Genomic DNA, 25521 nt, shown 5'->3' on the forward strand with positions numbered 1-25521 from the left:
CTTGTTATAATAGGAAAAGCGAAAGGAGAATGTATGACAAAATTTATAGAAAAAAACACAAAAGGGCTCATCCTCTGCTTAATAATAGCTGTGATTTCTCAATACATAGGTAATAAAGTCCCACTCGTAGGACCAGCAGTTTTTGCTATTTTAATCGGTATGGTCATGGGTCAAATAATTAAGGAGAAAAAGTCCTATATGGATGGAGTAAGATTTACATCCAAAAAAATCCTTCAATATGCGGTAATCCTTCTAGGATTCGGTCTTGATCTTAGCCTAGTATTAAAGACAGGCGAGGAATCCCTACCTATAATCCTATCTACCATATCAACCTCACTAATAATAGCCTACCTCGCTTACAAGTCTGGGCTTTTAGAAGGAAAAATTGCAACCCTCATAGGAGTTGGATCATCAATTTGTGGAGGCTCTGCTATTGCAGCAGCAGCACCTGTTATAGATGCAGATGAGGATGAAATAGCTGAGGCTATATCAGTAATTTTCTTTTTTAATATCTTAGCTGCTATCTTATTTCCAAGTCTTGGTCGTATGATTGGTTTTTCTACCGTAGATGGTCATGCCTTTGGTATATTTGCAGGCTCTGCTGTTAATGATACATCATCAGTTACAGCCTGCGCTTCTACATGGGATAGTATTTATAAGCTTGGTAGCCAAACCCTAGATAAGGCAGTAACAGTTAAGTTAACAAGAACTCTTGCAATAATTCCTATTTGCTTAGGACTAGCCTTTATAAGAATGAGAAATGCCGAAAAAGAGGCTAATAATAAAATATCAATAAAACAAATCTTCCCATTCTTTATAATTTATTTCATCCTAGCAAGCCTAATAACAACAATTGCTCTTGCCAAGGGAGTAGATATTAGTTTCTTTAAACCATTTAAAGACCTATCAAAGTTTTTCATAGTGATGGCAATGTCTGCCATAGGCTTTAACTCTGATATAGTAAAACTCCTTAAATCAGGCGCAAGACCCCTAGCCCTAGGTGGAGTTTGCTTTATAGCAATAACTACAATAACCCTAACACTTGAAAAATTGCTAGGAATTTTGTAAGAACAAAAGTAAGTTAAAGCTATCAAAAACCCTATTAACTAAAAATCACCCCTAACTTAGAAGAAAAACTAAGTCATGGGTGATTTTTTATATCTCTTATATTCTAAAAAATAAATAAGCTTTAAGAGGATAAGAAAAAACTACTTGGTAAAATCAGAAAGCTCGACAAAAACAGGCATGCCGTTTTCGTATGTTTGGTCTACTTCTCCTTGGATTAGAGGGAGGGCGTAGGCTGTTATTTTTTCTCTTAGGGTATTTTCATCCTTTAGCCAATCCTTAGGAATTTTCATCTCCTTGTTGGCTATTAGGTCTGGTTCTACTTCTGTGTAGAAGACTTCGTAGTCCTTGCCTTCTTTTCTTCTTAAGACTGGAATGAGGTTAGACTTATCTATACCAAGTTTTAAGGCTAGATAGCCAAGCTTGAAGGCCTCGTCTGAGTCGGTTTTGGATATGCAAGTGGATGTTCTTTGAACAATATTTAACTCGACAGACCTTGATTTTACTTTAAGCTTATCTCTTAGATAGTCAGCAAGTCTTTTGGCAAAACCACTTACTACTGGGTGCTTGAAACCATCGTCGGTATTTGAAAACATTGGCTTATCAAGTGAGTGATCAATATCGCGGAAGCCTTCTGCCATAGCTATGATAATATTTTTTTCTTCTTTCAATTTGTTTTTCACATCGTTTTCTATATCCTTTAGGGATTTATCCACTTCTGGAACATAGACGAGATTAACTAGGTCTTTGCAGTAGCCGTAGTCTGCGAGAAGTGATGAAGCTGCGAGCCAACCTGCATGACGACCCATGATTTCTACTATGGTAACAGATTCTAGGTCGTAAACATCGACATCAGCCCTTATAGTCCTAAGAGTGTGGGCTATGTATTTGGCAGCTGACCCAAAGCCTGGTGAATGATCCATGCCATTTAAGTCGTTGTCTATGGTCTTTGGACAACCTATAACATTAATTCCATAAATCTTGTTATAAAGAATGTAGGTATTTAGTTTCTTTACAGTATCCATTGAGTCATTGCCACCTATGTAGACAAAGACATTTATATCTTTTTCTTTGAGAAAGGTAAAAATTTTATTGTAAGTTTCATCTTTTAAATCTTCTGGAAGCTTGAACCTGCATGAGCCTAAAATAGAAGAAGGACGAGCCATGAGTCTATCCTTAGCTTCGTTTAGTTTAAATTTTTTCTTGTCTACTTCAAGAAATTCTCCCTTGATAATTCCCTCAATCCCATGGAGACTTAAGAAAATTTGATCAAAATCATTGTCGATAGCTGCTTGGATAGCTCCAGCAAGCGATGAGTTGATAACGCTAGTAGGCCCACCTGATTGGGCGATGATACAATTCATAAATTCACTCCTTTACTTAATTTCACTTCTAGTATACAGAATTTAGAAAATATTTTAAAGCTTTGTTATAAAAAAAACTTTTTATATAAGAAGAAAGCCTATCTTTAAAAGAAGGGGGTGAGAGTTAATATGACTAATTTGAAAAATAAAGATTTATTTTGTCGAATCCTTTATCCTAGAGTTTAATCTATTTAGAAGAAAAAACATATTTAAAAATTTATGTAATATAGGGAGGGGAAAAATGGATTTAAGAAAAATTTCTATCTTCAAAAATTTGAAAAATGAGGAGATAGAGGAGATTAAAAAAATCGCAGACCTTAATCTAATAACTTATCCAAAGGATAGTCATATTTTTACTAAGGGCGAGATAAAGGATGACTTGTATTGTTTAATAGCTGGAAGAATCAAGGTCTATAAGATAGATCCTGAAGGCAAGAGATATATAATAGCAAGTTTCGATAAGCCTGCTATATTTGGTGAAGTCTATGCCTATCTTAGAGAGCCCTTTGATTTTTGGGCCCAAGCAGATGTGGATAGTAAGGTTTTAGTTATTAAAGACTTTAGAAAGCTTATAAATACAAGCAAATCTACAAATTTCAGGATAAATTTTATAGAAATCTTGGCAAGAAAAAGCCTAAAACTTTCAAAGAAAAATCAAATGAACTCCCAAGCTAATCTCAAGCAAAAGATAGCAGCCTTTCTCTTGGACAATGAAAAAGATGACCTAGTAAAGCTTACAATATCTAGGGAAGAATGGGCAGACTATCTCGCCACAACCCGCCCATCCTTATCAAGGAGCTTATCGGAAATGGCTAAGAAGGGTCTAATAAGAATTGAAGATAAGCTTATTAGAATCGAAGATAGAAAATCCTTGGAAGCTATGATATAAATAGAATTTAAGAAAAAGCTCTTCACAAAAGACTTGGTCAGCGAAGAGCTTTTTGCGCTTATTTTCCTAAATACTGGGCCTTGGATTCTGGCATATCATATTCAAAGTTCCACTTATCCTTTGCTTTAGTAAAAGGGAAGAAGATTGAGCTTGTACATATTATCCCTAGGATAAATTGATACCAGAAATAAGGGATAATCTCAAAAGGAGCTACGGCTCCCTCAGTAAAGCTTGCCGCTATCAATACTTGAGCTGCGTAAGGGATGATACCTTGGAAGACGCATGAATAAGTATCAAGCAAGGATGCACTCCTTCTTGGATCGATTTTCATATCCTTGCACATTTCTTTTGCTATGGGCCCTGAGATAATAATTGCTACTGTGTTGTTAGCAACAGCTAGGTCAGCGATAGAAACCAAAAGGCCAATGGCGATTTCTCCTGACCTTTTCCCCTTGGCGATTTTTTTGATTTTAGAAATTATCCAATTGATGCCACCCTCCTTGGCGACCATATTGGACAGACCTCCTATTAGCATAGACAAGAGGAAAATCTCGAACATGCCTGTAAATCCTTGCCAGATACATTGAGCTACTTCTAATAAGTTGAAGCCATTATTGCTTAGCAAAACAAGGCTTGAGAGGAAAATTCCACAAGTAAGGACTAAAAATACATTTACCCCCATAAGGGCGACAATGAGAACAAATAAGTAAGGAATAATCTCTATAATATTATAGGCTAGAAGCTTCTGACTAGGTTCACTTTCAGGTCTTGCAAAAATAATAAGAAGGATGAAAGTGATAAGGCCAGATGGAAATGCTATCTTTGCATTCATCCTAAACTTATCTTTCATATCGCAGTTTTGCGTTCTAGTAGCAGCAATTGTTGTATCGGATATGACAGAAAGGTTATCGCCAAACATAGATCCGCCTACCAAAGAGCCAAGCATCAAGGCTATATTTATGCCGCCACTTTCTGCAAGGCCAAGGGCTATGGGGCCAAGGGCAGTAATAGTGCCGACAGATGAGCCAGTTGCAATAGAAATAAAACAAGCTATCAAAAAAACACCAGCCGTAAGAAATCTTGGAGGAACAAAGGATAGGCCGAGACCAACAACAGAATCGACACCGCCAGAAGCCTTGGCGAGACTTGAGAAGGCTCCTGCCAAAATATAAATCAAACACATGATTATGATATTGGAATCGCCACAACCTGCTATGAGGTTGTCAAACTTATCGTCAATACTTCCCTTAAACAAAATAAAGGCTGTAATAATTCCTAGAAAGGCAGCAACAGGGGCAGGCACTTGATAAAAGGCCATCTCAACTCCTCTGCTTTGTAAGATTGCTCCTGTAAGAAGGTAACTAAATATAAAAACCAAAAAAGGAACTAGGGCCTTAGCTGAAATATTTTTATTTTCTTTCATAATTCACCTCCCCTCATAAATTTCATCATGTACTATAATTCTATGCTAAAGTTTTAAAATGTAAAATACAAAAGTAAATCCTATTAAAAAAAGATTCATACGAAGATTATTCCAAGAAAAAAACTTAAAAAATTTTATATTTTTTAGCTTTATTTACATTTTTTAGTTTTTTTTACAAAACTTTATACGGATTTAATATCCCTTCATTTATAATAAAGAAAAACCTATAAATAATAGCTAATACATTTAATGGAGGAATATATATGAAAAAACAAAAAATAGCAAGCATCGCTTTAGCCATGGCCCTGTCAACTTCAACATTTGTTGGAAATATAAATCTTGTAGGGGCTGATAGTACTGAGGCAGGTAAAAATACAAACACAAGGGCAGAAAACGAGAAGGATCAAATAGGAAGAATAGAAAAAGAGCTTGAAGCTTTGAAAAAAGATTTAGCTAATAAGCTAAATGAGAAGGCTAGCCTAGAAAAAGAGAAAAAAGCCCTAGAAGAAGAAATAAAAGAAGCTAAGGCTAAGCTTGGCAAAGAATTAAAAAAGGCTGAAGAAAAACTAGAAGAAGCTAAGAATGCCCAAGCCCAAGACCAAAAGCTAATAGATGAAGCTAAGAAAAGAATACAAGGCTTGGAAGAAGAAAATACACGTTTAGATAAGGCTATTACAGAAAATAATCTCAAACTAGGTCAATTAGAAAAAAACAAAGATGATATAGAAGAATTAAAGGGAAAAATTGAAAAGGGCAAAGACTTTAAAACACAGCTAGAAGCTAAGAAGAAAGATGCCGAAAATAAGCTAGAACAAGCCAAAAAAGACCTTGCTAAGGCAAAATTAGAAGTTGAAAAACACGAAGCTTACTCCAAAAAAATAGAAGAAGATATCAACAAAAACAAGGCTAAACTTGAAGAAAATACCAAGGAACTTGCAAAAATAAGCCAAGAAATATCAGAACTTGAAGCTAAGAATTTTGATAATGCAGAAAATGAGAAGAGTTTAGCTGCTAATAAGGATATTATTACAACATATGAAAATGGACTTGCAAAAAAAGAAAGTCTTGAAAAAGAATTAGCTAGTCTCAAGAAAGCTAACCCTAACTATGACCCAGACTTAGATAAGAATATCGAAGAAAAAGAAAACGAAATTTCTTCTATCGAAAAAGAAATGACTAAGTTAGATGGTCAAAAGAAGGACATTACTCAACTTATTGAGAAAAGAACCAAAAATATAGAAAAAGCAAAAAGTGAAAAAGAAGAATATCGCACAGAGTTAGAGTCTATAAGAAAAAATATTAAAGCCAAAGAAGCAGAAATACAAAATCTAGAATTTGCAGTTCAAAACGCAAAAGAAGCTGAGGAAAATCAAAAACAAGCTAGAAAAGAAGGTAAAGATGATTCCAGCTTAGGAAATCCTTCAACAAATAGAGAGAGAGCAGAAAAAGATCTTGCAACAGCAAGGGAGGGTCTAAAAGAATTACAAGTAAAGGAAAAAGACTTGGAAAATAAAATGGACCAAAAAGACAAAGAGGTTGCAAATTATGTTCAACTAAATGATGTGGATCAAGGAAAGTTAGTTGGAATAGGAGAACAATTAAATGTAAAAAAAGCTGCTTTAGGTAAAATCAATCAAGAGAAAGAAGAGCTTGAAAATAAAAAAAATCAAGACCCTACAAGTGAAGAAACCAAGAGAGAAATAAAGCAGGCAGAAGATGGTTTATCTGTACTAAACAGTTCTCTTTCGGGAATCAAAATAAGCTACGAAAAAGCTAAGACAGAAGTAGCTAGACTAGAAAAGCTTATAGCTGAAAACGAACAAAATGCCAAAAATAAAGAAGAGAGATTAAAGACTCTAAAAGCGGATAAGGCAAAGAAAGAAGAAGAAAAAGATAGGCTTGAAAAGTTGCTTGCTAAGGATGAGAAAGAAAAGCCAAAATACGATAAAGAGCATTTACAACCAGCTAGAAAACAACAAGAAGCTGCAGAAGAAGCTGTAAAAACTCAAGAAAGATCCCTAGCAGAAGCAAATGAAGGAATCACAAAAGTAGACCAAGAAATAGCTGAAAATACAGAGGCCCTAAAGAATCTAGGAGCCTATGATGCTACAAAAGAAAAGCTAGAAAAAGAAAACTTATCAAAGAAAGACTCGATCGAAAATAACAAAAAAACCATAGAAAGCATTAATCAAGAAATTGATAAAATCAACAAAAGAGTTCCAGATAGAAAAATGGATTATGCAAAAGCTGCCGCAAAACTTTCAGAAGAGCGAGGAAAGAACAATGACCTCATAGCAAAGATTGCTGATATGGAGAAAAAACTCACTAAGCTAAATGGTGAGATATCCCTAAAGCAAGGGCAAATTGATACAGCTAATAAGGATATAAGAAGTAAACAACTAAGCTTAGATGCCCTAAAACAAATGGCTGAAAAAGAAAAAAATAAGCCAGAAAGAAGACCAGAAGAGAAAAAGCCAGACCAATCAGGCGAAGCGCCACAAGTAAAACCAGATGTGAAAAAGCCAGATCAATCAGGCGAAGCACCACAAGTAAAACCGGATGTGAAAAAGCCAGACCAATCAGGCGAAGCGCCACAAGTAAAACCAGATGTGAAAAAGCCAAACGAATCAGGCAAAGCACCACAAGTAAAACCAGATGTGAAAAAGCCAAGCGAATCAGGCAAAACTCCACAAGCAAAACCAGAAACAAAAAAACCAGAACAAGAAAAACAAAAACCTGAAAATCCAAAAGAAAACTCTAAGCAAAAGCAAAGAAAGGCTAAAAAACCAATAAGCCCAGAGAAAAAATTAGCTTTAGCAAAACTCAAAAAAGCCCATGAAGAAAACAAGATAATAAACAAGGCTTTGAGAATGCTTATAGAAAAATACCCAAACATCATCAGATCTGTTAGAGGCAAAGTCCTAAACTGGTTGGCAAAATCTAACACCCAACTTGAAAGAGCAGAAAAAATATTAGCTGAATATGAATAAAACTTACAAACTACCTGTGCAAACGGGTAGTTTTTCTTTAGCTTAATCATAAGCTTTAATACACAAAATTTTACACAGCCCCTTGTTATCTTCAAGCTAGCTTTATTAGGAAATAGGGCAAAAATTCTGATTATTTGTTATAATAGTAACAGATAAAAAAATTTATATTACTTGCAGAAAGGAAGCTTATGGATTTTGTTTATTACCTAACTTATTTTTTTATTTATGCCTTTATTGGTTGGATTTTGGAAGTTTTTTATAAGGCTATGACTAGGGGAATCTTTGTCAATAGCGGATTTTTGAATGGGCCCTACTGTCCAGTCTATGGTTTTGGAGCCATAGGAGTTTTGTATTTTCTATCCTTGGTAGAAACTAACAATAAGTTGCTTTTATTTTTTTCATCAATGTTTATTGCAACCCTTGTAGAATACCTTACGGGCTTTATATTAGAAAAGCTTTTTCATATGAAGTGGTGGGATTATTCCGACAAGCTTCTTAACCTAAGGGGCTATATATGCTTAGAGTTTTCATTGATATGGGGTGCTCTATGCTTTATCCTCCATGAAGCAGTCCATCCTTTACTTGTTCATTTTTTAAGCCATTTTACGAGTGGATTTTTGCTAGGGGCAGATATTGGATTTTCTTTGGTCTTAATGCTAGATTGCCTAGCTACGGTTAATACACTTTTAGGTATTAATAAGAAGTTTAAGGAAATAGAAAAGTCATCAGAAAAGATTAAAGAAGTATCCGATAGGATTGGAGAAAAAGTTGCAGAAAGAAGCCTTGACCTAAAGGATAAGAAGGAGGAGTTTGAGAAAAGCAAGCTCGCCCTAGAGCTTGATGAGAAAAAAGATAAGCTAAGAGCTGATGTTAGGATGATTTTCGATAAAAAATCTGAGAGGAGATTATTAAGGGCCTTCCCAAATCTTATAGAAAGGATTGGTCAAAGATTAAGAGAGGACTAAAAATTTTGGAAAAAGGGTAGGAATATGAAAAAGGGGATTGTTATGAAGTTAAGCGAAAAAAGAGAAAAGAAGTTTACATCCTTTAAGAGGTCAACCCTTGCCCAAAGGCTAGCAAGGCTTACTAGAATATGTGAGAATATGGATATAGCCGTCCTTATCATGGTAGATGGCTTTGAATCATCTGGCAGGGGTTATGTTATCAATGATATATGTAGTAAGCTTAACCCCAAATACTATGATGTAGAAGTCTTTGAGAATAAGGAGGAATATGAAGATAAGTTTCCTACCATGAAGAGGTTTTTCGAAAATACTCCACAAAATGGCCATATCAAAATATTTGCCCAATCTTTCTACTACAAACTTTTCAATGATTTGGATATAGATGAGGAAAGTCTAAGTTTAAGAATCGAATCTATGAAAAAACATGAGAAGATGCTCTATGATAGCAAGATGATAATAGTTAAAATCTTCTTAAACATTGATCAAAAGACCCAAGAAGAAAGAATGAGAGTTTCAGAAAAATCTACTAGCGGGCATTTTTATATCAGCTCAGTGGATAAAAAACAAAATAAAAATTATGAGGCCTACAAAAAGAATTTTGAAAAAATTTTAAATGCGACGAATTTCCCAACAAGTCCCTGGCATATAATAGATAGCATCGACAAAAAAGATGCTAGCAAAGAAGCTTTAGGTCTACTCCTAGATGAGATAAGCATGGGTATAGAAAGAGTAGGTATCCAGATAAAGGATGAGGAAAATATTGAAAGAGACTATGAGGCAAAAACATCTATACTATCAAATATTAACTTAGAAAAAACTATAGCAGACGAAGAATACAAAAAGGAGAAAAAAGCCCTCCAAAAACAGATAAGGGATATGGCTTTCGAATACTACCAAAGGGGCATATCAACAATACTTGTCTTTGAAGGAGTAGACGCTGCAGGAAAAGATGGCGCCATAGAAAGACTTGTAAAAAAAATTGATCCGAGATTATATAAGGTCTTTGCTATTTCTGCACCAAGCAAATATGAACTAGCCCACCACTACTTGCGGAGGTTTTACAAGGACTTAGCAGAGGATGGATACCTAGCGATATTTTCAAGGTCTTGGTATGGCAGGGTCATGGTAGAAAGAATAGAAGGCTTTGCCAAGACTTGTGAGTGGAATAGGGCCTATGATGAAATACTAGCTATGGAAAAAGAAATTTACAATCATGGAAGTCTTATCCTCAAATTTTTTGTAAGCATAGATAAGGATGAGCAATACAAGAGATTTAAGGCTAGGGAAAATACCCCAGACAAACTCTACAAGATAACTGATGAGGACTGGAGAAACAGGGCTAAGTGGGATGAATATATAAAGGCTATGGATGAAATGTTAGCTAGAACTAATAAAGCTTATGCTCCATGGATAATCGTAGAAGGTAAGGATAAAAAATATGCTAGAATAAAGGTGATGAAAGAATACCTCAAATACGCCAAGGCCCACCTAGAAGATATGGATAAGAAAAATAACAAATAATTTCGAAGCTAGGCTCTCTTGAAATATGCTAGAAAAAAATCAAGCTAAGTTTTAAGAGAGCTTATCATTACTAAAAAGCTATTAAAATTATAATAAAAATATCTCAATTATCCTTCAAGAAAACTATATATGAAAATTGTTTCTATATATATATAAGGAAATTTGATTTGAAAGAAAAATGTAAGCTAAGAAAAGTTTCTGGTAAAAATATAGATGAACATTAGAAAATTTCCAAAGAAAAAGAAAAAAGAAAAAATAATTTACAATTTGAAAAATAAATAAGAAAAAATTTGCAATTGATAAATTAGCTAGTATATTAAAAAACAGCTAGTTAAGGCTAGTGATATATTTAAGCTAATAAGAGTTTCAAATCATGCAAAAAATGCTGATAAAACACTTGATTTATTAAGCTTTTTGATGTATCATATATAAGTGCTGTGAAGTGAGATGTTGCTTGTTTCTTAGGCCAAGGAAATAAGGAAACTTTCACCTAGCAAGTTTAGGAATAATCCTAAGCGATTTCCAAATTATTATCAAACGCCCGGGTGGGCGTAAAGAAAGAGAGAGGAAAAATGGCTAATCAAAAGATAAGAATTAGACTAAGAGCATACGATCACGAAGTAATCGATAGCTCAGCAGAAAAAATCGTAGAAGCGGTTAAAAGATCCGGAGCTGAAGTAAGTGGACCAATTCCATTACCAACTGAGATAGAAAAAATTACTATCTTGAGAGCGGTTCACAAATACAAAGACTCAAGAGAACAGTTTGAACAAAGAACACACAAAAGATTAATCGACATCATAGGTCCTAATGCAAAGACATTAGATTCACTTAAAAAACTAAACCTACCTGCAGGTGTCGACATCGAAATTAAGCTATAACTGTAATTAGGATGATTGAAGATAATCTAGTCAATAGGATTTGACAGATCATCAATCCGCTGTAATTAAGGAGGTACTCAGTGAAGAGTATATTTACAACAAAAGTAGGCATGACTCAAGTCATCGACGAAGATGGAGTTATTACTCCTGTTACTGTCCTAAAAGCTGACGAAAATGTAGTTGTACAAGTTAAAACAGTAGAAACTGATGGTTACAACGCTATCCAAGTTGGTTACATGGACAAAAAAGAAAAGAATGTAACAAAACCAGTAAGAGAACACTTTAAAAAGGCTAACGCAAGCACAAAGAGATACCTAAGAGAAGTTAATTTCGGAGATGAAACTCCAGAATTAAATCTTGGCGATATTATCACAGTTGAACAATTTGAAGCTGGAGATATCGTAGATGTAGTTGCTACAAGCAAAGGTAAGGGAACTCAAGGTGCTATCAAGAGATGGAACTACGGAAGAGGTCCAGCAAGCCACGGTTCAAAATCACACAGAGTTGCAGGTGCAAGAGCTGCAGGTTCTGACCCAGCAAGAGTTTTCAAAGGTAGAAAAGGTTCAGGAAAGATGGGTAATGAAAGAGTTACTATCCAAAACATTGAAATTGTTAAAGTAAGTGTTGAAGATAACTACATCTTAGTTAAAGGTGGAGTTCCAGGACCTAAGGGCGGACTTGTTCAAATTAAACAAGCTATAAAAGCCTAATTAAGGAGGAATAAATGCCTAAAGTAGATATTTTAAACATTAAGGGAGAAAATGTTGGTTCTTTAGAGCTAAACGAAACTCTATTTAATACAGAAATAAGCGAACATGCCGTTTATGAAGTAGTTAAAAACCAACTAGCAAATAAAAGACAAGGTACACAATCTGCGAAAACTCGTTCAGAAGTTCGTGGTGGTGGACGTAAACCATTTAGACAAAAGGGAACAGGACGTGCCCGTCAAGGTTCAATCAGAGCTCCTCACTACACAGGCGGTGGAGTTGTATTTGCACCAAAGCCAAGAGATTATAGTTACAAAGTTCCAAAGAAACTAAGAAGAAAAGCATTATATTCAGTTCTTACATCAAAGCTTAACGACAATGAATTAGTAGTTCTTGATAGCCTAAGCTTAGAAAACGCTAAAACAAAAGAAGCTGTTAAAGTTCTTGAAGCAGTAAATGCTGGTAAGAAAGCATATGTAGTTACAGCTGAAAATGACACACTAGTATATAGATCATTTAGAAATATCGAAGGAGTAGATGTCGCAGCTGCAAGCCTAATCAATGTTTATGACTTAGTTAGACACAACAAGTTAGTTATCACAAAGGATGCGATTGCTAAGCTTGAGGAGGTATTTATCTAATGAAATCACCTTACGAAATAATCAAAAGACCAATAATCACAGAAAAAAGCATGGAAATGCTTGACAGTAACAAATACACTTTTGAAGTAGACAAGAATGCAAACAAACCAGAAATCAAAGCTGCAATAGAAGCTATTTTTGACGGAGTTAAAGTTAAAAAAGTAAGAACTATGAACTTTACTGGAAAATCTGTAAGAACAAGATACGGATATGGTAAAAGAGCTGACTGGAAAAAAGCTATCGTAACATTAACAGAAGATAGTGCAGATATTGAATACTTCGATGGACTATAAGGAGGGTTTAAATGGCTATTAGAAAATTAAAACCAACTTCAAACGGTCATAGAAATATGTCTGTTTCAACATTCGAAGAAATTACTACAGACAGACCAGAAAAAAGTCTTACAGTTGATCTAAAATCAAAGGGTGGTAGAAACAACACAGGTAGGACAACAGTTAGATTCCGTGGTGGCGGAGTTAAGAGAAGATACAGAATAATCGACTTTAAAAGAGATAAAGACAATATCCCAGCTAGAGTTAAAACTATAGAATACGATCCAAATAGATCAGCAAACATTGCCCTAGTTGCTTATGCTGATGGTGAAAAGAGATATATCCTTGCTCCAAAGGGACTAAAAGTTGGAGATGTTATTGAATCAGGAAGTGAAGCTGATATCAAAGCAGGTAACGCTCTAGAATTAAAAGATATTCCAGTAGGTACAACAATCCACAACATCGAGCTTAGAGCAGGTCGTGGTGCAGTACTTGTAAGAAGTGCAGGAGTTGGAGCTCAACTTATGGCTAAAGAAGGAAACTTCGCAACACTTAGACTTCCATCAGGTGAAATGAGAATGATCCACCTAAACTGCAAGGCTACAATCGGAGTTGTAGGAAATGCTGAACACGAACTTATTAGAATTGGTAAGGCTGGTAAGAGCAGATATCTAGGTAGAAGACCTCACGTAAGAGGATCTGTAATGAACCCTGTTGACCATCCACATGGTGGTGGTGAAGGTAGAACACCAATTGGTAGACCAGCACCAATGACACCATGGGGTAAAAAAGCTATCGGTGTTAAGACAAGAAACACTAAAAAACAATCTGAATCTTACATCGTAAGAAGAAGAAACGAAAAATAGGGGGATATAATGGCAAGATCTATAAAAAAAGGACCATTTGTCGATGATCATTTAATGAAGAAAATTGACGAATTAAATGAAAAAAATGAGAAAAAAGTAATTAGGACTTGGTCAAGACGTTCTACAATATTCCCTGAATTTGTAGAACACACTATCGCAGTTCATGACGGTAGAAAACACGTTCCAATATATATAACAGAAGACATGGTAGGACACAAATTAGGTGAGTTCGTACCAACTAGAACATTCAGAGGCCACGCTAAAAAGGCTACTGAAATGAAAAGCAAAATGAGATAGGAGAGAAACTATGGAAGTTAAAGCAATAGCTAAATATCAAAGAATTTCTCCTCTTAAAGTTCATTATATAGCTAGAGAAATTAGAGGCAAACAAGTAGATGAAGCACTTAACATTTTAAGATTTACTAACAAAAAAGGTGCTAAACTTCTTTCAGATGTACTAAAAAGTGCCATTGCCAATGCTGAAAACAATAACGGACTTGATAGAGCTAACCTTTATGTTAAAAAAGCATATGCTAACGATGCTCCAACAATGAAAAGATGGCATCCAAAGGCTAAAGGTGCCGCATATCCAATACTAAAAAGATCAAGTCATATCGGCGTAGTGCTAGCAGATATAGAAGATACGGAGGAATAAGATGGGCCAAAAAGTAAACCCTAAAGGATTTAGAGTAGGTGTTATCAGAGACTGGGATTCAAAATGGTTCGCTGACAAGAAAGATTTCTCAGAGCTATTAGTTGAAGATTATAACATCAGAAAAATAGTTAAAAAAGAAGTATATGATGCAGGAATTGCAGATATAGAAATAGAAAGAGCAGTAAACAACCTAAAGATTACAATATTCGCTGCAAAGCCAGGTATGGTAATCGGCAAGGGCGGAGCAGGAGTTGAAGAGTTAAAGAAGAAACTTGAAAAGGCTGCCCCATCTAAGAGAATCATCATCAACGTTGAAGAAATCAAATACCAAGACCTTGCTGCACAACTTGTTGCTGAAAGTATTGCAAGCCAACTAGAAAACAGAGTAGCTTTTAGACGTGCTATGAAACAATCTATCCAAAGAACAATGAGAGCTGGTGCTAAGGGTATCAAAACTATGGTATCAGGTAGACTTGGTGGAGCTGATATGGCAAGAAGCGAAGGATATTCTGAAGGAACAATTCCACTTCAAACCCTAAGAGCAAACATTGACTATGGATTTGCAGAAGCTGACACAGAATATGGTAAAATTGGTTGTAAAGTTTGGATCTACAAGGGCGAAGTTCTTCCAGGAGAAAAGGCTCAAAGAGAACCAAAAATGAAACAACCTAGAAATAATAACAGAAGAAAAAGAAATAATAGACGTCCAAATAATAAATAAGGATATCGCTATTTAAAGAATTAGGAGAGAATTATTATGTTGATGCCTAAAAGAGTTAAATATCGTAGACAACACAGAGGCAGAATGAAGGGGTTTGCTCAAAAGGGTAACGAACTAGCTTACGGTGAATATGGCCTACAAGCTACAGAAGCTACCTGGATGACTGCAAATCAAATAGAAGCTGCTCGTCGTGCGATGACAAGATATATAAAAAGAGGCGGAAATATTTGGATTAAAGTATTTCCAGACAAGCCAGTTTCTAAGAAACCAGCAGAAGTAAGAATGGGTTCTGGTAAAGGTGCTCCAGAATATTGGGTTGCTGTAGTAAAACCAGGAAGAGTACTATTTGAGATGAGTGGTGTTAGTGAAGAAGTTGCTAGAGAAGCTATGAGACTTGCTGCACAAAAACTTCCAATCAAGACAAAATTCATCCAAAGACTTGAAGTTACAGGTACGGAGGAATAAGGATGAAAGTAGCAGAAATCAGAAATTTATCAGACCAAGATTTAGATAAACAATTAAATGATTTACAAAGTGAGCTTTTCAATCTTCGTTTTAGACTTGCAACAGGACAACTTGAAAATCCAGCAGCTATAGGAAATGTTAAGAAAGATATAGCTAGAGTTAAGACAATCCAAACAGAAAGAAAGCTTAATTTAAATAAGGAGGCTTAAGTTTCATGGAAAGAAATAGAAGACACGTGCTAAAGGGCGTTGTAGTATCTGATTCAATGGATAAAACTATAACAGTTTTAGTTGAAGAAAAGATCCAACACCCAGTGTACAAAAAAAGAATGAATAGAAGCAAGAAATACAAAGCTCATGATGAACTAAACGAGGCTAAAGTTGGCGATACAGTTGTAATAATGGAAACAAGACCACTATCTAAAACAAAAAGATGGAGACTAGTTCGCGTAAGCCTTGCGGCAGAAATTGTTTAATAGATATAGGAGATTATTATGATACAACAAGAAACTCGTATGAGAGTTGCAGATAACTCCGGAGCAAGAGAACTTTCAGTAATTAAAGTTCTTGGAGGAACTGGAAGAAGATATGCTAATATCGGTGACGTTGTAGTTTGTTCAGTAAAGAGTGCAACACCCGGAGCAGCGGTAAAAAAAGGTTCTGTAGTTAAAGCTGTAATCGTTAGAACAAAAAGAGGCCTAAAAAGAGCTGATGGTTCAACAATCAACTTTGATGAAAATGCGGCTGTAGTTATCAAAGATGACAAGAGCCCAGTTGGAACAAGAATCTTTGGACCAGTAACTAGAGAATTGAGAAGTGAAGGATTCATGAGAATCATCTCACTTGCACCGGAAGTATTATAGGAGGATTATATGCACATTAAAAAAGGCGATAAAGTCCAAGTAATATCAGGTGAATATAAAGGACATGTAGGCGAAGTTATTAAAGCCCTACCAAAAGAAAATAAAGTAATAGTTGAAGGTGCAAATATTAGAATCAAACACCAAAAAGCAACCCAAATGGGTGGCGAAAGTGGAAGAATCGAAAGAGAATGTCCAATCGATGCTTCTAAAGTGCTTCTATATTCAGAAGAACTTAAAAAAGGTGTTAGAACTAGAGTAGAATTCGTAGATGGCAAAAAAGTTCGTGTATCTACTAAAACAGAAGAAAAATTCAACTAGTTCAAAGGAGATATTATGACAAGTAGATTAAAAGAAAAATATCAAAACGAAGTTGTTGGTAAACTTACAGAACAATTCGGTTATGAAAATGTTCATCAAGTACCAAAGCTTGAAAAAATTGTTATAAACGTAGGACTAGGTGAAGCAAAAGATAACCAAAACCTTTTAAATGCAGCTAAAGAGGAGCTTGCTCTTATTACAGGTCAAAGACCAATTGAGCTTAAAGCTAAAAAATCTGTAGCTAACTTTAAACTAAGAGAAGGTCAATCAATTGGTACTAAAGTTACACTAAGAAGAGAGAAAATGTATGATTTCCTAGACAAGCTTATCTCAATCTCACTTCCAAGAGTTAGGGACTTTAGAGGTATCAATCCAAACAGCTTTGATGGACGTGGAAACTATTCACTTGGAATTAAAGAACAATTGATTTTCCCTGAAATCAAATATGATAACGTAGATTTCTTACATGGTATGGATATCAGTATAGTTACTACAGCTAAAACAGATGAAGAAGCAAAAGCATTCTTAGAATTAATGGGAATGCCATTTAGGAAATAATTAAGGAGCAAAAATGGCTAAAAAGTCACTAAGAGCTAAACAACAAAGAAAACAAAAATTCTCCACAAGAGAATATACAAGATGTAAACTTTGTGGAAGACCACACGGCTACTTAAGAAAATATGGAATCTGCCGTATTTGCTTTAGAGAACTTGCAAATAATGGACAAATTCCAGGAGTTAGAAAAGCAAGCTGGTAATTAAGGGGGAATAATAATTATGATGACAGATCCAATAGCGGATATGCTAACAAGAATCAGAAATGGTAACAAAGCAAACCATAAACAAGTTTCTTTACCATCTTCTAATGAGAAAAAAGCTATTGCCCAAATTCTGCTTGATGAAGGCTTTATAACAGGATTTAACGTAGAAGAAGACGGCAAACAAGGTATTCTTACAATTGATTTAAAATATACTGAAAATGGTGAAAAAGTAATCTCAGGTCTTAGAAGAATTTCTAAACCAGGTCTTAGAGTTTACGTAAAGGCAAATGAAGTTCCAAAGGTTCTTGACGGTCTTGGAACAGCAATCATTTCAACATCAAAAGGACTATTAACTGACCGTGCTGCAAGAAGCAAGAATGTAGGCGGAGAAGTTATTTGTTACGTATGGTAAGGAGATATATATGTCAAGAATAGGAAAACTTCCAATTGAAATACCTTCTGGAGTAACAATTGAAATTAATGATCGACTAGTTAGTGTAAAGGGACCAAAGGGAAATGATAGCCTAGAAGTTTCTAAGAATGTAGAACTTGAACTTAACGAAAAAGAACTTTTAGTTAAAATACCAGAAAACTACACAAAAGCACAAAACGTTGATCACGGTTTATATAGATCTCTTATCAACAACATGGTTGTAGGAGTGTCAGAAGGATATAGTAAAACACTTCAAATCGAAGGAACAGGATACAGAGCTAACAAACAAGGTAAAAACCTAGTAATGAACTTAGGTTTCTCTCACCAAGTAACAATGGCAGATCCTGAAGGAATCGAAGTTGAAGTACCAAATGATAGAACAATTGTAGTTAAGGGAATTAACAAACAATTAGTAGGTCAACATGCTGCAAACATCAGAAACTGGAGAAAACCTGAACCATACAAGGGCAAGGGTATCAGATATGAAGGTGAGCATGTAAGACGTAAAGTTGGTAAAACAGGTAAGTAGGAGATAAGTAATGGCTAAAAAAACTAAACAAGATAAACTTTTAACTCGTAAAAAAAGAGTAAGAGCTAAGATAAGCGGAACTCCTCAAAGACCAAGACTAAGCGTTTATAAATCAAACACAAATATCTATGCTCAAGCAATTGATGACGTAAATGGAGTAACACTAGCTAGTGCAAACACTCTACAAGAATCAGTTTCTGCTGGAGCAAAGAATAATGCTAATATTGAAGCAGCTAAAAAAGTTGGCGAAGCTATAGCTAAGGCTTGCTTGGATAAGGGAATCGAAACTGTAGTATTTGACAGAAACGGCTACCTATATCACGGAAAAGTAAAAGCATTAGCAGAAGCAGCAAGAGAAGCTGGTCTTAAGTTTTAATTGAGGAGGTATTAGATGAATTATTTATTAAGAAGCGAAGTAGAAAAACTAAACCTCGAAGATAGAGTAGTTGCAATAAACAGAGTTGCTAAAACTGTAAAGGGTGGACGTAACATTAGATTCTCAGCTCTAGTAGTAGTTGGAAATGGCAATGGTTATGTTGGAATCGGAACAGGAAAAGCTACAGAAGTACCAGAAGCAATTAGAAAAGCTAGCGAAGATGCTAAAAAACACATGATTAATGTTCCAATAGTTGGAACAACAATCCCACACAGAATCCATGGATCAAAAGCAAGTGGTAGAGTTCTCCTAATGCCTGCAAAAGAAGGTACAGGAATCATCGCTGGTGGTCCAGTTCGTGCGGTATGTGAATTAGCTGGTTACAAAGATATCAGAGCTAAAAACTTAGGTACATCAAACCCAAGAAATATCATCAACGCTTGTATCGAAGCATTCTCAAGCATGAAAACTGTTGAAGAAGTTGCAAGACTTCGTGGTAAATCGGTAGAAGAATTTGATTATTAAGGAGAGTAAAATGGCGAAACTTGAAATCACACTAAAAAGATCTTTTATCGGTAGAAAAGATGGACAAATCGCAACTTGTAAAGCACTTGGCCTAAGAAAAATCGGCCAAACTGTTACAAAAGATGACAATGCAGCAATCAGAGGAATGATTAAGAAAGTATCATTCATGGTTGATGTAAACGAATTAAACTAAGGGGTGTAAGATGAAATTACATGAATTACAACCTAATGCGAAGTTGAAAAAAGGCAAAAGAAAAGGTAGAGGTCCTGGTTCAGGAAACGGTACAAGAGCTGGTCGTGGACAAGACGGACAAAACTCAAGAAGCGGTGGCGGTACAAGACCAGGCTTCGAGGGTGGTCAAATGCCTCTATACAGAAGACTTCCAAAAAGAGGTTTTAAAAACATCAATAGAAAGATTTATGAAACAATCAACATTGAAACATTAAATGCTTTCGAAGATGGTACAGAAGTAACACCAGAATTATTATTTGCAAATAAATTCCTAAACAAAAACAAAGCTAAAGCAGGAGTTAAGATTCTTGGAGATGGAGAACTTAACAAAAAGCTAACAGTAAAAGCTCACAAATTTACTAAATCAGCTGTAGAGAAAATCGAGAAAGCTGGCGGTAGTATCGAAGTAATCGAAACTACTAAATGGGTTAAACCATCTAAAAAAGCTTAGTAGAAAGCATGGTGAGCAATGCTAGATATAATTAAAAAGGCAGCAAAAGAAGAAGAAATAAGAAAAAGATTTTATTTCACTCTTCTAATGCTTGTAGTATATAGACTAGGAAATAATATTCCAATACCATTTATCGATTCAAAAGCACTAGCAGATGCATACAACAATATTCAAGGAACACTCGTAGATTACTTAAATATGCTAACAGGTGGTGGCTTATCCACCCTTTCCATATTTGCCCTAGGAGTACAACCTTACATCACCGCATCAATCGTAATGCAACTTTTATCTGTTGTAATACCAAGACTTGAAGAGTTATCAAGAGAAGGTGAGCAAGGTAGAAAAACAATCCAAAAATATACCAGATATGTAACAATTGGTCTTGCAATCTTCCAAGCTATAGCCATAACAAATGGTCTATACGGTGCAGCCCTATCATCTGCTACAGGTTTCCAAAAGATAGTAATGAATATAGTCCTAATTGGTGGTACTATGTTTGTAACATGGATGGGTGAAACCATAACAGAAAAAGGACTTGGAAATGGTACAAGTCTTATAATCTTCATGGGTATTATAGCATCCTTCCCAAGAACAATTGCTAGGTGGAAACAAGGACTTCACTATGATACAACTAGCGTAGCATCTATAGTAATAATGGCAGTAATTATTGTATTTATAGTGCTTGCAGTAGTTTTGATATCTGAAGGTGAAAGAAAAGTACCAATCCAATATGCCAAAAGAGTTGTTGGACGTAAGATGTATGGTGGCCAATCAACCCACATTCCTGTAAAGGTAAACATGGGAGGTGTAATGCCAATCATCTTCGCATCAGCAGTTCTAGCTATACCATCAACAGTATCACTATTCTTTGGTGGTAATGGTAAAAGCTCAATATCGCACTTTTTCCAAGGCACAACTGTTGGATTCGGAGTGTATTTACTAATACAAACTATACTAATCCTAGTATTTGCTTATTTCTACAATCAAATCCAATTCAATACTGTAGAATATGCAAAGCAATTACAACAAAATGGTGGTTTCGTTCCTGGAATAAGACCTGGTAAACCAACTAGTGATTTCCTAGCAAGTGTATCAACAAAGATAACTTTCATAGGTTCAATAGCACTAGCCTTACTAACAATAATTCCAGCTATTTCATCAAGAGTTTTAGGATTACAAATTTCCTTTGGTGGTTCATCCGTAATCATCGTAGTTGGTGTAATAATCGAAACCATTAAACAAATCGAAGCAATGATGACAATGAAACAATACAAAGGCTTTTTAAACAGGTAAGAAATGAATATTATTTTATTAGGCCCTCCAGGAGCTGGAAAGGGTACATTAGCAAATAAGATCATAGAAAAAAAGGGAGCAGTTCAGATAGCAACTGGAGATATATTTAGATATAATATCTCTAACAAGACTGAACTAGGTCTAAAAGCTAAGTCCTACATGGACAGAGGCGATCTTGTACCAGATGAATTGACAATTGATTTGGTATGGGATGCCTTCGATAAGCATAAAGACGAAAGTAAAGAAGGAAGGATCATTCTTTTTGATGGATTTCCAAGAAACCTTGACCAAGCAAAAGCTCTTGATCAAGGAATGATTGAAAGAAATCAAAAAATAGATCATGTCGTATACTTTGACGTAGCAGAAGAAATTCTTATAGAAAGGATCGCTGGCAGAAGAGTGTGCACCAATTGTGGAGCAAGCTACCACATACACAACAATCCTCCAAAAAGAGAAGATATTTGTGATAAGTGTGGAGAAGAGCTCATCCAAAGAGATGACGACAACGAGAAAACTGTAAAAAACAGAATCGATGTTTACAATGCACACACATCCGTACTAATTGATTACTTCAACGAAAAAGGTATATTACTTAGTATTGATGGCACAAATTCTCCAGACGAAGTTTTTGAAGAATTTCTGGATAAATTAGGAGAATAATTCTAATTTATGCTGATAAGAAAGAAAAGTGCGATAGAATCTTTTAGAGATTATATTTGTTAGATGTCTTATTGATATAAGACAATTGGAAGAGGCATTCAATAGACATGAGGACAAAGAAAAGGAGGTTCTATCGATGTCAAAAAAAGATGCTATAGAAGTTACAGGAGTTGTTGTTGAAGCATTGCCAAACGCAATATTTAGAGTCGAGCTTGAAAATGGTCATCAAATACAAGCCCACATATCAGGCAAACTTCGTATGAACAGCATAAGAATACTAGAAGGAGATAAAGTAACTGTAGAATTATCTCCATATGATCTAAGTCAAGGTAGAATAACTTGGAGAAAGAAGTAGTCCCATCATCTTGGGTGTAAAATCGCAAGATTTTACATTTTCGAGACGAGCGAAGCGAGTCCGAAAAACTAAGCGAGAAAGGCAAATTGCCTTTCGAGAGGACATCATCTTGGGTGTAAAATCGCAAGATTTTCATTTCGAGACGACAGGAGCGAGTCCGAAAAACTAAGCGAGAAAGGCATAAAGCCTTTCGAGAGGCGTCATCTTGGGAAAATCCAATTTTTCACTCAAATAAATTCAAGTACTACCCATTCATTAGGAATAATCATAAGATGAGGAGTCAAAATGAAAGTTAGAGCATCAGTTAAAAAAATGTGTGATAAATGCAAAATTATCAAAAGAAACGGTAAAGTTATGGTGATTTGCGAAAATCCAAAACATAAACAAAGACAAGGTTAGGAGGGTTCAATGCCAAGAATAGCTGGTATAGATTTACCTAGAGAAAAAAGAGCAGAAATTGGACTAACTTATATATATGGTATAGGCCGTTCAACTTCTAATGAAATTTTAAAAAATGCAGGAATCAATCCTGATACAAAGATGAAAGACCTTACAGAAGAAGAATTAGGTAAAATCCGTGAACAATTAAATAACTACCACATCGAAGGAGATCTAAGAAGAGATATCTCAATGAACATTAGAGCTCTTAAAGAAATAGGTAGCTATAGAGGATTAAGACATAAAAACAATCTTCCTGTAAGAGGACAAAACACAAAGAACAATGCGAGAACCAGAAAAGGTAGAAGGGGTTAATAAGAAATGGCTAAAACAAAGAAAACTACTTCAAGAAGAAGAAGAGTCAAGAAAAATGTTGAACGTGGCCAAGCTCACATTAACTCAACATTTAACAATACAATGGTGACCCTTACAGATATGCAAGGTAATGCACTATCTTGGGCATCTGCTGGTCAATTAGGATTTAGAGGTAGCAGAAAATCTACACCATTTGCAGCTAGTGAAGCAGCAGATGTTGCAGCTAAGAAAGCTATCGACCAAGGACTAAAAACTGTAGAAGTTTATGTAAAAGGTCCTGGTTCAGGAAGAGAATCAGCAATCAGAAGTCTACAAGCTGCAGGTCTTGAAGTTACAATGATTAAAGACGTAACTCCAATTCCACACAATGGATGTAGACCTCCAAAGAGAAGAAGAGTGTAGAAAGGCGCGATTATGGCAGTATCAAAAGATCCAGTATATAAAAGAGCTAGAGCTTTAGGTATTTCTCCAGCATATCTAGGATACACAGGAGAAAGCAAGAGAGCTCTTCCAAATAGAAGAAGTAAACTTTCCGAATACGGAATGCAACAAAGAGAAAAACAAAAAGCTAAATTCATCTATGGAGTAAGCGAAAAACAATTTAGAGGATACTATGAAGCCGCTTCAAAAATGAAGGGACAAACAGGTGAGGAACTTATAATTCTTTGTGAAAGAAGACTAGACAATGTTGCATTTAGATCAGGTCTTGCTAGAACAAGAAGAGAAGCTCGTCAAATAGTAACTCACGGACATCTAACTGTAAATGGAGTACAAGTTGATATTCCATCATACAAGGTTTCTGAAGGTGATGTAATCGAAGTTCGTGAAAAATCTAGATCAAACTCATTATTTAAAGCCATCAAAGAAACAAATGCTACATTTGGTGTAGTTGAATGGCTAAATAGCGACATAGAAAACTTAAAAGTAATTGTAGACAGATTCCCTACAAGAGAAGACATCGACATTCCAGTTGAAGAACGTATGATCGTTGAGTTCTACTCTAAATAGGTAGAATTTAAGTTAGAACTAAGGAGTTACCATGATCGAAAAATTAGATACAAATATACAAATATTGGATATAAACGAAGAAGAACACTACGGAAAATTCGCCTTGTATCCACTTGAGCGAGGATATGGTACAACCATTGGAAACAGTATGAGAAGGGTGCTTTTATCATCCTTACCTGGTTCTAGCGTCTCAAAAATACTTATAGAAGGAGTTCTTCACGAATTCTCCACCATAGATGGGGTAGTTGAAGATGTTCCTGAAATAGTTCTAAATATTAAAGGTCTAGACGTTACAAAACACACTGATGAAGATGTAACATTATTCTTAGACATAGAAGGACCAAAGATTGTAACAGCAAAAGATATTAAAGAAGATAGTTCAGTAGAAATTGCAAATCCTGATCACTATATAGCAACTGTCAATGAAAAATCTAGGCTTTTTATCGCCATGGATGTAACTGACGGTAAGGGATATAGAATTTCTGAAGAAAATAAAAAAGAAAGCGATCCAATAGGAGCAATTGCTATTGACTCATCATTCACCCCTGTAAAAAAAGTAAACTTCACTGTTGAAAATACAAGAGTAGGTGAGTCTACTGACTATGACAAACTCATAATGGAAGTTTGGACAAATGGAACAATCACTCCTCAAGAAGCCCTAGCAGAAGGATCATCAATCTTAATCGACAACTTCTCCTTCTTCACAGAATTGCCTAACCAACAATTCCCACCAGAAGTCGAAGAAGTTGAAGAAGAAGTAAATGATGAGGAAGAAAACTTAAATGAAGATTTGGCTATGACCATAGAAGAGATGGACCTAAGCCTTAGATCATTTAACTGTTTAAAAAGAGCTGGTTTTAATAGGGTAAGTGATATCATCGAAGTAACAGAATCTGAGCTTAAAGCAATCAAGAACTTCGGTAAAAAATCATTGACAGAAGTAATAGAAAAGCTTGACGAGTTAGGTCTAAGCTTAAAAGATGAATAGGAGGTAAGTATGGCCGATAAGAGAAAACTTGGCAGAAGAACTGACCACAGAAATGCTATGCTTAGAAACCTTGTGCAATCATTACTAGACAACGGCAGAATCGAAACTACTGTAACTAGAGCAAAAGAAGCACAAAAAATGGCTGACAAAATGATTACATTAGGCAAGAAAAACACACTTCACACAAGAAGAGAAGCTGCAGCATATATTTATAAACCATCAACTGTTCAAAAATTATTCGCAGAAATTGCACCAAACTATGAAGACAGAAATGGTGGATACACAAGAGTACTAAAATTAGGACCAAGAAGAGGCGACGGATCTGAACGTGCTATTCTTGAATTAGTATAAAATATACTTAAAAGTATAATATAACTTCTAGCATCTTTGAGAGATTGAAGGTGCTTTTTTTTGTCCAAAAATACTGGGCCTATAATAAATCGTGTTGGTAGAAGTAAATGATACTTCTGTCGGCACGATTTTTTCGTAAAAAAATAAGACATATTTAATCATTTACCCTATAATTAAATTAACCACAAATCAAAAAAGGGGG

Annotated in this window: 37 protein-coding genes; 35 read left to right on the forward strand and 2 right to left on the reverse strand. The window is 35.4% G+C overall.

Going from position 1 to position 25521, the window contains the following annotated elements; all coding sequences use genetic code 11:
* Positions 1 to 33: 33 nt before the first annotated feature.
* On the forward strand, positions 34 to 1068 hold the full coding sequence (locus tag HMPREF0077_RS04100) for a YeiH family protein (protein WP_004836702.1): 1035 nt from the start codon (positions 34 to 36) through the stop codon (positions 1066 to 1068).
* Positions 1069 to 1208: 140 nt separating this feature from the next.
* On the opposite strand, the gene HMPREF0077_RS04105 is transcribed toward HMPREF0077_RS04100, so the two are convergent.
* A complete protein-coding gene (locus tag HMPREF0077_RS04105) occupies positions 1209 to 2429 on the reverse strand; it encodes a diphosphate--fructose-6-phosphate 1-phosphotransferase (protein WP_004836703.1) in 1221 nt (406 codons plus the stop codon).
* 241 nt (positions 2430 to 2670) lie between these two features.
* Here HMPREF0077_RS04105 and HMPREF0077_RS04110 point away from each other — a divergent pair, with 241 nt between their 5' ends.
* Complete coding sequence (locus tag HMPREF0077_RS04110; RefSeq protein ID WP_004836704.1) at positions 2671 to 3318, forward strand: Crp/Fnr family transcriptional regulator; 648 nt, start codon at positions 2671 to 2673, stop codon at positions 3316 to 3318.
* 58 nt (positions 3319 to 3376) lie between these two features.
* Here the strand turns inward: HMPREF0077_RS04110 and HMPREF0077_RS04115 are convergent, their stop codons facing one another.
* Complete coding sequence (locus tag HMPREF0077_RS04115; protein ID WP_004836705.1) at positions 3377 to 4741, reverse strand: Na+/H+ antiporter NhaC family protein; 1365 nt, start codon at positions 4739 to 4741, stop codon at positions 3377 to 3379.
* 263 nt (positions 4742 to 5004) lie between these two features.
* Between HMPREF0077_RS04115 and HMPREF0077_RS04120 the strand changes: the two genes are divergently transcribed.
* The 33 genes from HMPREF0077_RS04120 to rplQ all read left to right on the forward strand — a co-directional run bounded on the left by HMPREF0077_RS04120 (position 5005) and on the right by rplQ (position 25319).
* A complete protein-coding gene (locus HMPREF0077_RS04120; protein WP_004836706.1) occupies positions 5005 to 7731 on the forward strand; it encodes a hypothetical protein in 2727 nt (908 codons plus the stop codon).
* Between the two features lie 188 nt (positions 7732 to 7919).
* On the forward strand, positions 7920 to 8696 hold the full coding sequence (locus tag HMPREF0077_RS04125) for a putative ABC transporter permease (protein ID WP_004836707.1): 777 nt from the start codon (positions 7920 to 7922) through the stop codon (positions 8694 to 8696).
* A gap of 24 nt (positions 8697 to 8720) precedes the next feature.
* A complete protein-coding gene (locus tag HMPREF0077_RS10435; RefSeq protein WP_004836708.1) occupies positions 8721 to 10217 on the forward strand; it encodes a hypothetical protein in 1497 nt (498 codons plus the stop codon).
* A 572-nt stretch (positions 10218 to 10789) separates the two neighbouring features.
* Positions 10790 to 11098: a 30S ribosomal protein S10 gene (rpsJ, locus tag HMPREF0077_RS04135; RefSeq protein ID WP_040349401.1), complete on the forward strand. Its 309-nt coding sequence runs from the start codon at positions 10790 to 10792 to the stop codon at positions 11096 to 11098.
* Between the two features lie 80 nt (positions 11099 to 11178).
* On the forward strand, positions 11179 to 11808 hold the full coding sequence (rplC, locus tag HMPREF0077_RS04140; protein WP_004836710.1) for a 50S ribosomal protein L3: 630 nt from the start codon (positions 11179 to 11181) through the stop codon (positions 11806 to 11808).
* A 14-nt stretch (positions 11809 to 11822) separates the two neighbouring features.
* Positions 11823 to 12446, forward strand: coding sequence for a 50S ribosomal protein L4 (rplD, locus tag HMPREF0077_RS04145; RefSeq protein ID WP_004836711.1), 624 nt, complete (start codon positions 11823 to 11825; stop codon positions 12444 to 12446).
* Positions 12446 to 12739, forward strand: coding sequence for a 50S ribosomal protein L23 (gene rplW, locus HMPREF0077_RS04150; RefSeq protein WP_004836712.1), 294 nt, complete (start codon positions 12446 to 12448; stop codon positions 12737 to 12739). The genes rplD and rplW overlap by 1 nt, the downstream gene beginning before the upstream one ends.
* Positions 12740 to 12750: 11 nt before the next feature.
* A complete protein-coding gene (gene rplB, locus HMPREF0077_RS04155) occupies positions 12751 to 13584 on the forward strand; it encodes a 50S ribosomal protein L2 (RefSeq protein WP_004836713.1) in 834 nt (277 codons plus the stop codon).
* 9 nt (positions 13585 to 13593) lie between these two features.
* Positions 13594 to 13881: a 30S ribosomal protein S19 gene (gene rpsS / locus HMPREF0077_RS04160; RefSeq protein ID WP_004836714.1), complete on the forward strand. Its 288-nt coding sequence runs from the start codon at positions 13594 to 13596 to the stop codon at positions 13879 to 13881.
* A gap of 10 nt (positions 13882 to 13891) precedes the next feature.
* Positions 13892 to 14239: a 50S ribosomal protein L22 gene (gene rplV, locus HMPREF0077_RS04165; protein ID WP_004836715.1), complete on the forward strand. Its 348-nt coding sequence runs from the start codon at positions 13892 to 13894 to the stop codon at positions 14237 to 14239.
* 1 nt (position 14240) lies between these two features.
* Positions 14241 to 14960: a 30S ribosomal protein S3 gene (rpsC, locus tag HMPREF0077_RS04170; RefSeq protein WP_004836716.1), complete on the forward strand. Its 720-nt coding sequence runs from the start codon at positions 14241 to 14243 to the stop codon at positions 14958 to 14960.
* A 36-nt stretch (positions 14961 to 14996) separates the two neighbouring features.
* Positions 14997 to 15425, forward strand: coding sequence for a 50S ribosomal protein L16 (gene rplP, locus HMPREF0077_RS04175; protein ID WP_004836717.1), 429 nt, complete (start codon positions 14997 to 14999; stop codon positions 15423 to 15425).
* A 2-nt stretch (positions 15426 to 15427) separates the two neighbouring features.
* Positions 15428 to 15634 (forward strand): 50S ribosomal protein L29, encoded by a 207-nt coding sequence (gene rpmC, locus HMPREF0077_RS04180; RefSeq protein WP_004836718.1) that lies wholly within the window; start codon positions 15428 to 15430, stop codon positions 15632 to 15634.
* Between the two features lie 5 nt (positions 15635 to 15639).
* The gene (gene rpsQ / locus HMPREF0077_RS04185; RefSeq protein WP_004836719.1) at positions 15640 to 15900 is read left to right on the forward strand and encodes a 30S ribosomal protein S17; all 261 of its coding nucleotides are present in this window, start codon (positions 15640 to 15642) and stop codon (positions 15898 to 15900) included.
* Between the two features lie 18 nt (positions 15901 to 15918).
* Positions 15919 to 16287 carry a 50S ribosomal protein L14 gene (gene rplN / locus HMPREF0077_RS04190; RefSeq protein WP_004836720.1) on the forward strand — a complete coding sequence of 123 codons (369 nt, stop codon included), beginning with the start codon at positions 15919 to 15921 and terminating at the stop codon, positions 16285 to 16287.
* 9 nt (positions 16288 to 16296) lie between these two features.
* Positions 16297 to 16605, forward strand: a complete 309-nt coding sequence (rplX, locus tag HMPREF0077_RS04195) for a 50S ribosomal protein L24 (RefSeq protein ID WP_004836721.1) — start codon at positions 16297 to 16299, stop codon at positions 16603 to 16605.
* Positions 16606 to 16620: 15 nt separating this feature from the next.
* On the forward strand, positions 16621 to 17163 hold the full coding sequence (gene rplE / locus HMPREF0077_RS04200; protein WP_004836722.1) for a 50S ribosomal protein L5: 543 nt from the start codon (positions 16621 to 16623) through the stop codon (positions 17161 to 17163).
* A 13-nt stretch (positions 17164 to 17176) separates the two neighbouring features.
* Positions 17177 to 17362 (forward strand): type Z 30S ribosomal protein S14, encoded by a 186-nt coding sequence (locus HMPREF0077_RS04205; RefSeq protein WP_004836723.1) that lies wholly within the window; start codon positions 17177 to 17179, stop codon positions 17360 to 17362.
* A 19-nt stretch (positions 17363 to 17381) separates the two neighbouring features.
* Positions 17382 to 17777, forward strand: coding sequence for a 30S ribosomal protein S8 (gene rpsH / locus HMPREF0077_RS04210; protein ID WP_004836724.1), 396 nt, complete (start codon positions 17382 to 17384; stop codon positions 17775 to 17777).
* Between the two features lie 10 nt (positions 17778 to 17787).
* A complete protein-coding gene (gene rplF / locus HMPREF0077_RS04215; RefSeq protein WP_004836725.1) occupies positions 17788 to 18327 on the forward strand; it encodes a 50S ribosomal protein L6 in 540 nt (179 codons plus the stop codon).
* A 10-nt stretch (positions 18328 to 18337) separates the two neighbouring features.
* Positions 18338 to 18703, forward strand: a complete 366-nt coding sequence (gene rplR, locus HMPREF0077_RS04220; RefSeq protein WP_004836726.1) for a 50S ribosomal protein L18 — start codon at positions 18338 to 18340, stop codon at positions 18701 to 18703.
* A 15-nt stretch (positions 18704 to 18718) separates the two neighbouring features.
* Positions 18719 to 19228 carry a 30S ribosomal protein S5 gene (rpsE, locus tag HMPREF0077_RS04225; protein WP_004836727.1) on the forward strand — a complete coding sequence of 170 codons (510 nt, stop codon included), beginning with the start codon at positions 18719 to 18721 and terminating at the stop codon, positions 19226 to 19228.
* A 10-nt stretch (positions 19229 to 19238) separates the two neighbouring features.
* Positions 19239 to 19421, forward strand: a complete 183-nt coding sequence (gene rpmD / locus HMPREF0077_RS04230) for a 50S ribosomal protein L30 (RefSeq protein WP_040349404.1) — start codon at positions 19239 to 19241, stop codon at positions 19419 to 19421.
* Between the two features lie 10 nt (positions 19422 to 19431).
* Positions 19432 to 19911, forward strand: coding sequence for a 50S ribosomal protein L15 (gene rplO, locus HMPREF0077_RS04235; RefSeq protein WP_004836729.1), 480 nt, complete (start codon positions 19432 to 19434; stop codon positions 19909 to 19911).
* An 18-nt stretch (positions 19912 to 19929) separates the two neighbouring features.
* Positions 19930 to 21204, forward strand: a complete 1275-nt coding sequence (gene secY / locus HMPREF0077_RS04240; protein ID WP_004836730.1) for a preprotein translocase subunit SecY — start codon at positions 19930 to 19932, stop codon at positions 21202 to 21204.
* Between the two features lie 3 nt (positions 21205 to 21207).
* Complete coding sequence (locus tag HMPREF0077_RS04245) at positions 21208 to 21864, forward strand: adenylate kinase (RefSeq protein WP_004836731.1); 657 nt, start codon at positions 21208 to 21210, stop codon at positions 21862 to 21864.
* Positions 21865 to 22000: 136 nt separating this feature from the next.
* A complete protein-coding gene (gene infA, locus HMPREF0077_RS04250; protein WP_040349405.1) occupies positions 22001 to 22219 on the forward strand; it encodes a translation initiation factor IF-1 in 219 nt (72 codons plus the stop codon).
* 285 nt (positions 22220 to 22504) lie between these two features.
* The gene (gene rpmJ, locus HMPREF0077_RS04255) at positions 22505 to 22618 is read left to right on the forward strand and encodes a 50S ribosomal protein L36 (protein WP_004818043.1); all 114 of its coding nucleotides are present in this window, start codon (positions 22505 to 22507) and stop codon (positions 22616 to 22618) included.
* 9 nt (positions 22619 to 22627) lie between these two features.
* Complete coding sequence (gene rpsM, locus HMPREF0077_RS04260) at positions 22628 to 22972, forward strand: 30S ribosomal protein S13 (RefSeq protein ID WP_004836733.1); 345 nt, start codon at positions 22628 to 22630, stop codon at positions 22970 to 22972.
* 6 nt (positions 22973 to 22978) lie between these two features.
* Entirely contained in the window at positions 22979 to 23374 is a 396-nt protein-coding gene (gene rpsK, locus HMPREF0077_RS04265) for a 30S ribosomal protein S11 (RefSeq protein WP_004836734.1), read from the forward strand.
* A gap of 12 nt (positions 23375 to 23386) precedes the next feature.
* On the forward strand, positions 23387 to 23980 hold the full coding sequence (gene rpsD, locus HMPREF0077_RS04270) for a 30S ribosomal protein S4 (protein ID WP_004836735.1): 594 nt from the start codon (positions 23387 to 23389) through the stop codon (positions 23978 to 23980).
* Between the two features lie 31 nt (positions 23981 to 24011).
* The gene (locus tag HMPREF0077_RS04275) at positions 24012 to 24968 is read left to right on the forward strand and encodes a DNA-directed RNA polymerase subunit alpha (protein ID WP_004836736.1); all 957 of its coding nucleotides are present in this window, start codon (positions 24012 to 24014) and stop codon (positions 24966 to 24968) included.
* Positions 24969 to 24977: 9 nt separating this feature from the next.
* The gene (gene rplQ / locus HMPREF0077_RS04280; RefSeq protein ID WP_004836737.1) at positions 24978 to 25319 is read left to right on the forward strand and encodes a 50S ribosomal protein L17; all 342 of its coding nucleotides are present in this window, start codon (positions 24978 to 24980) and stop codon (positions 25317 to 25319) included.
* Positions 25320 to 25521 lie beyond the last annotated feature (202 nt).

The sequence above is a fragment of the Anaerococcus tetradius ATCC 35098 genome (assembly GCF_000159095.1).
In the GTDB taxonomy this organism is placed as follows: domain Bacteria; phylum Bacillota; class Clostridia; order Tissierellales; family Peptoniphilaceae; genus Anaerococcus; species Anaerococcus tetradius.

Coding starts and splice junctions, on each gene's coding strand:
- HMPREF0077_RS04100 (WP_004836702.1), top strand. CDS start 34: ATGACAAAATTTATAGAAAAAAACACAAAAGGGCTCATCCTCTGCTTA.
- HMPREF0077_RS04105 (WP_004836703.1), bottom strand. CDS start 2,429: ATGAATTGTATCATCGCCCAATCAGGTGGGCCTACTAGCGTTATCAAC.
- HMPREF0077_RS04110 (WP_004836704.1), top strand. CDS start 2,671: ATGGATTTAAGAAAAATTTCTATCTTCAAAAATTTGAAAAATGAGGAG.
- HMPREF0077_RS04115 (WP_004836705.1), bottom strand. CDS start 4,741: ATGAAAGAAAATAAAAATATTTCAGCTAAGGCCCTAGTTCCTTTTTTG.
- HMPREF0077_RS04120 (WP_004836706.1), top strand. CDS start 5,005: ATGAAAAAACAAAAAATAGCAAGCATCGCTTTAGCCATGGCCCTGTCA.
- HMPREF0077_RS04125 (WP_004836707.1), top strand. CDS start 7,920: ATGGATTTTGTTTATTACCTAACTTATTTTTTTATTTATGCCTTTATT.
- HMPREF0077_RS10435 (WP_004836708.1), top strand. CDS start 8,721: ATGAAAAAGGGGATTGTTATGAAGTTAAGCGAAAAAAGAGAAAAGAAG.
- rpsJ (WP_040349401.1), top strand. CDS start 10,790: ATGGCTAATCAAAAGATAAGAATTAGACTAAGAGCATACGATCACGAA.
- rplD (WP_004836711.1), top strand. CDS start 11,823: ATGCCTAAAGTAGATATTTTAAACATTAAGGGAGAAAATGTTGGTTCT.
- rplW (WP_004836712.1), top strand. CDS start 12,446: ATGAAATCACCTTACGAAATAATCAAAAGACCAATAATCACAGAAAAA.
- rplB (WP_004836713.1), top strand. CDS start 12,751: ATGGCTATTAGAAAATTAAAACCAACTTCAAACGGTCATAGAAATATG.
- rpsS (WP_004836714.1), top strand. CDS start 13,594: ATGGCAAGATCTATAAAAAAAGGACCATTTGTCGATGATCATTTAATG.
- rplV (WP_004836715.1), top strand. CDS start 13,892: ATGGAAGTTAAAGCAATAGCTAAATATCAAAGAATTTCTCCTCTTAAA.
- rpsC (WP_004836716.1), top strand. CDS start 14,241: ATGGGCCAAAAAGTAAACCCTAAAGGATTTAGAGTAGGTGTTATCAGA.
- rplP (WP_004836717.1), top strand. CDS start 14,997: ATGTTGATGCCTAAAAGAGTTAAATATCGTAGACAACACAGAGGCAGA.
- rpmC (WP_004836718.1), top strand. CDS start 15,428: ATGAAAGTAGCAGAAATCAGAAATTTATCAGACCAAGATTTAGATAAA.
- rpsQ (WP_004836719.1), top strand. CDS start 15,640: ATGGAAAGAAATAGAAGACACGTGCTAAAGGGCGTTGTAGTATCTGAT.
- rplN (WP_004836720.1), top strand. CDS start 15,919: ATGATACAACAAGAAACTCGTATGAGAGTTGCAGATAACTCCGGAGCA.
- rplX (WP_004836721.1), top strand. CDS start 16,297: ATGCACATTAAAAAAGGCGATAAAGTCCAAGTAATATCAGGTGAATAT.
- rplE (WP_004836722.1), top strand. CDS start 16,621: ATGACAAGTAGATTAAAAGAAAAATATCAAAACGAAGTTGTTGGTAAA.
- HMPREF0077_RS04205 (WP_004836723.1), top strand. CDS start 17,177: ATGGCTAAAAAGTCACTAAGAGCTAAACAACAAAGAAAACAAAAATTC.
- rpsH (WP_004836724.1), top strand. CDS start 17,382: ATGATGACAGATCCAATAGCGGATATGCTAACAAGAATCAGAAATGGT.
- rplF (WP_004836725.1), top strand. CDS start 17,788: ATGTCAAGAATAGGAAAACTTCCAATTGAAATACCTTCTGGAGTAACA.
- rplR (WP_004836726.1), top strand. CDS start 18,338: ATGGCTAAAAAAACTAAACAAGATAAACTTTTAACTCGTAAAAAAAGA.
- rpsE (WP_004836727.1), top strand. CDS start 18,719: ATGAATTATTTATTAAGAAGCGAAGTAGAAAAACTAAACCTCGAAGAT.
- rpmD (WP_040349404.1), top strand. CDS start 19,239: ATGGCGAAACTTGAAATCACACTAAAAAGATCTTTTATCGGTAGAAAA.
- rplO (WP_004836729.1), top strand. CDS start 19,432: ATGAAATTACATGAATTACAACCTAATGCGAAGTTGAAAAAAGGCAAA.
- secY (WP_004836730.1), top strand. CDS start 19,930: ATGCTAGATATAATTAAAAAGGCAGCAAAAGAAGAAGAAATAAGAAAA.
- HMPREF0077_RS04245 (WP_004836731.1), top strand. CDS start 21,208: ATGAATATTATTTTATTAGGCCCTCCAGGAGCTGGAAAGGGTACATTA.
- infA (WP_040349405.1), top strand. CDS start 22,001: ATGTCAAAAAAAGATGCTATAGAAGTTACAGGAGTTGTTGTTGAAGCA.
- rpmJ (WP_004818043.1), top strand. CDS start 22,505: ATGAAAGTTAGAGCATCAGTTAAAAAAATGTGTGATAAATGCAAAATT.
- rpsM (WP_004836733.1), top strand. CDS start 22,628: ATGCCAAGAATAGCTGGTATAGATTTACCTAGAGAAAAAAGAGCAGAA.
- rpsK (WP_004836734.1), top strand. CDS start 22,979: ATGGCTAAAACAAAGAAAACTACTTCAAGAAGAAGAAGAGTCAAGAAA.
- rpsD (WP_004836735.1), top strand. CDS start 23,387: ATGGCAGTATCAAAAGATCCAGTATATAAAAGAGCTAGAGCTTTAGGT.
- HMPREF0077_RS04275 (WP_004836736.1), top strand. CDS start 24,012: ATGATCGAAAAATTAGATACAAATATACAAATATTGGATATAAACGAA.
- rplQ (WP_004836737.1), top strand. CDS start 24,978: ATGGCCGATAAGAGAAAACTTGGCAGAAGAACTGACCACAGAAATGCT.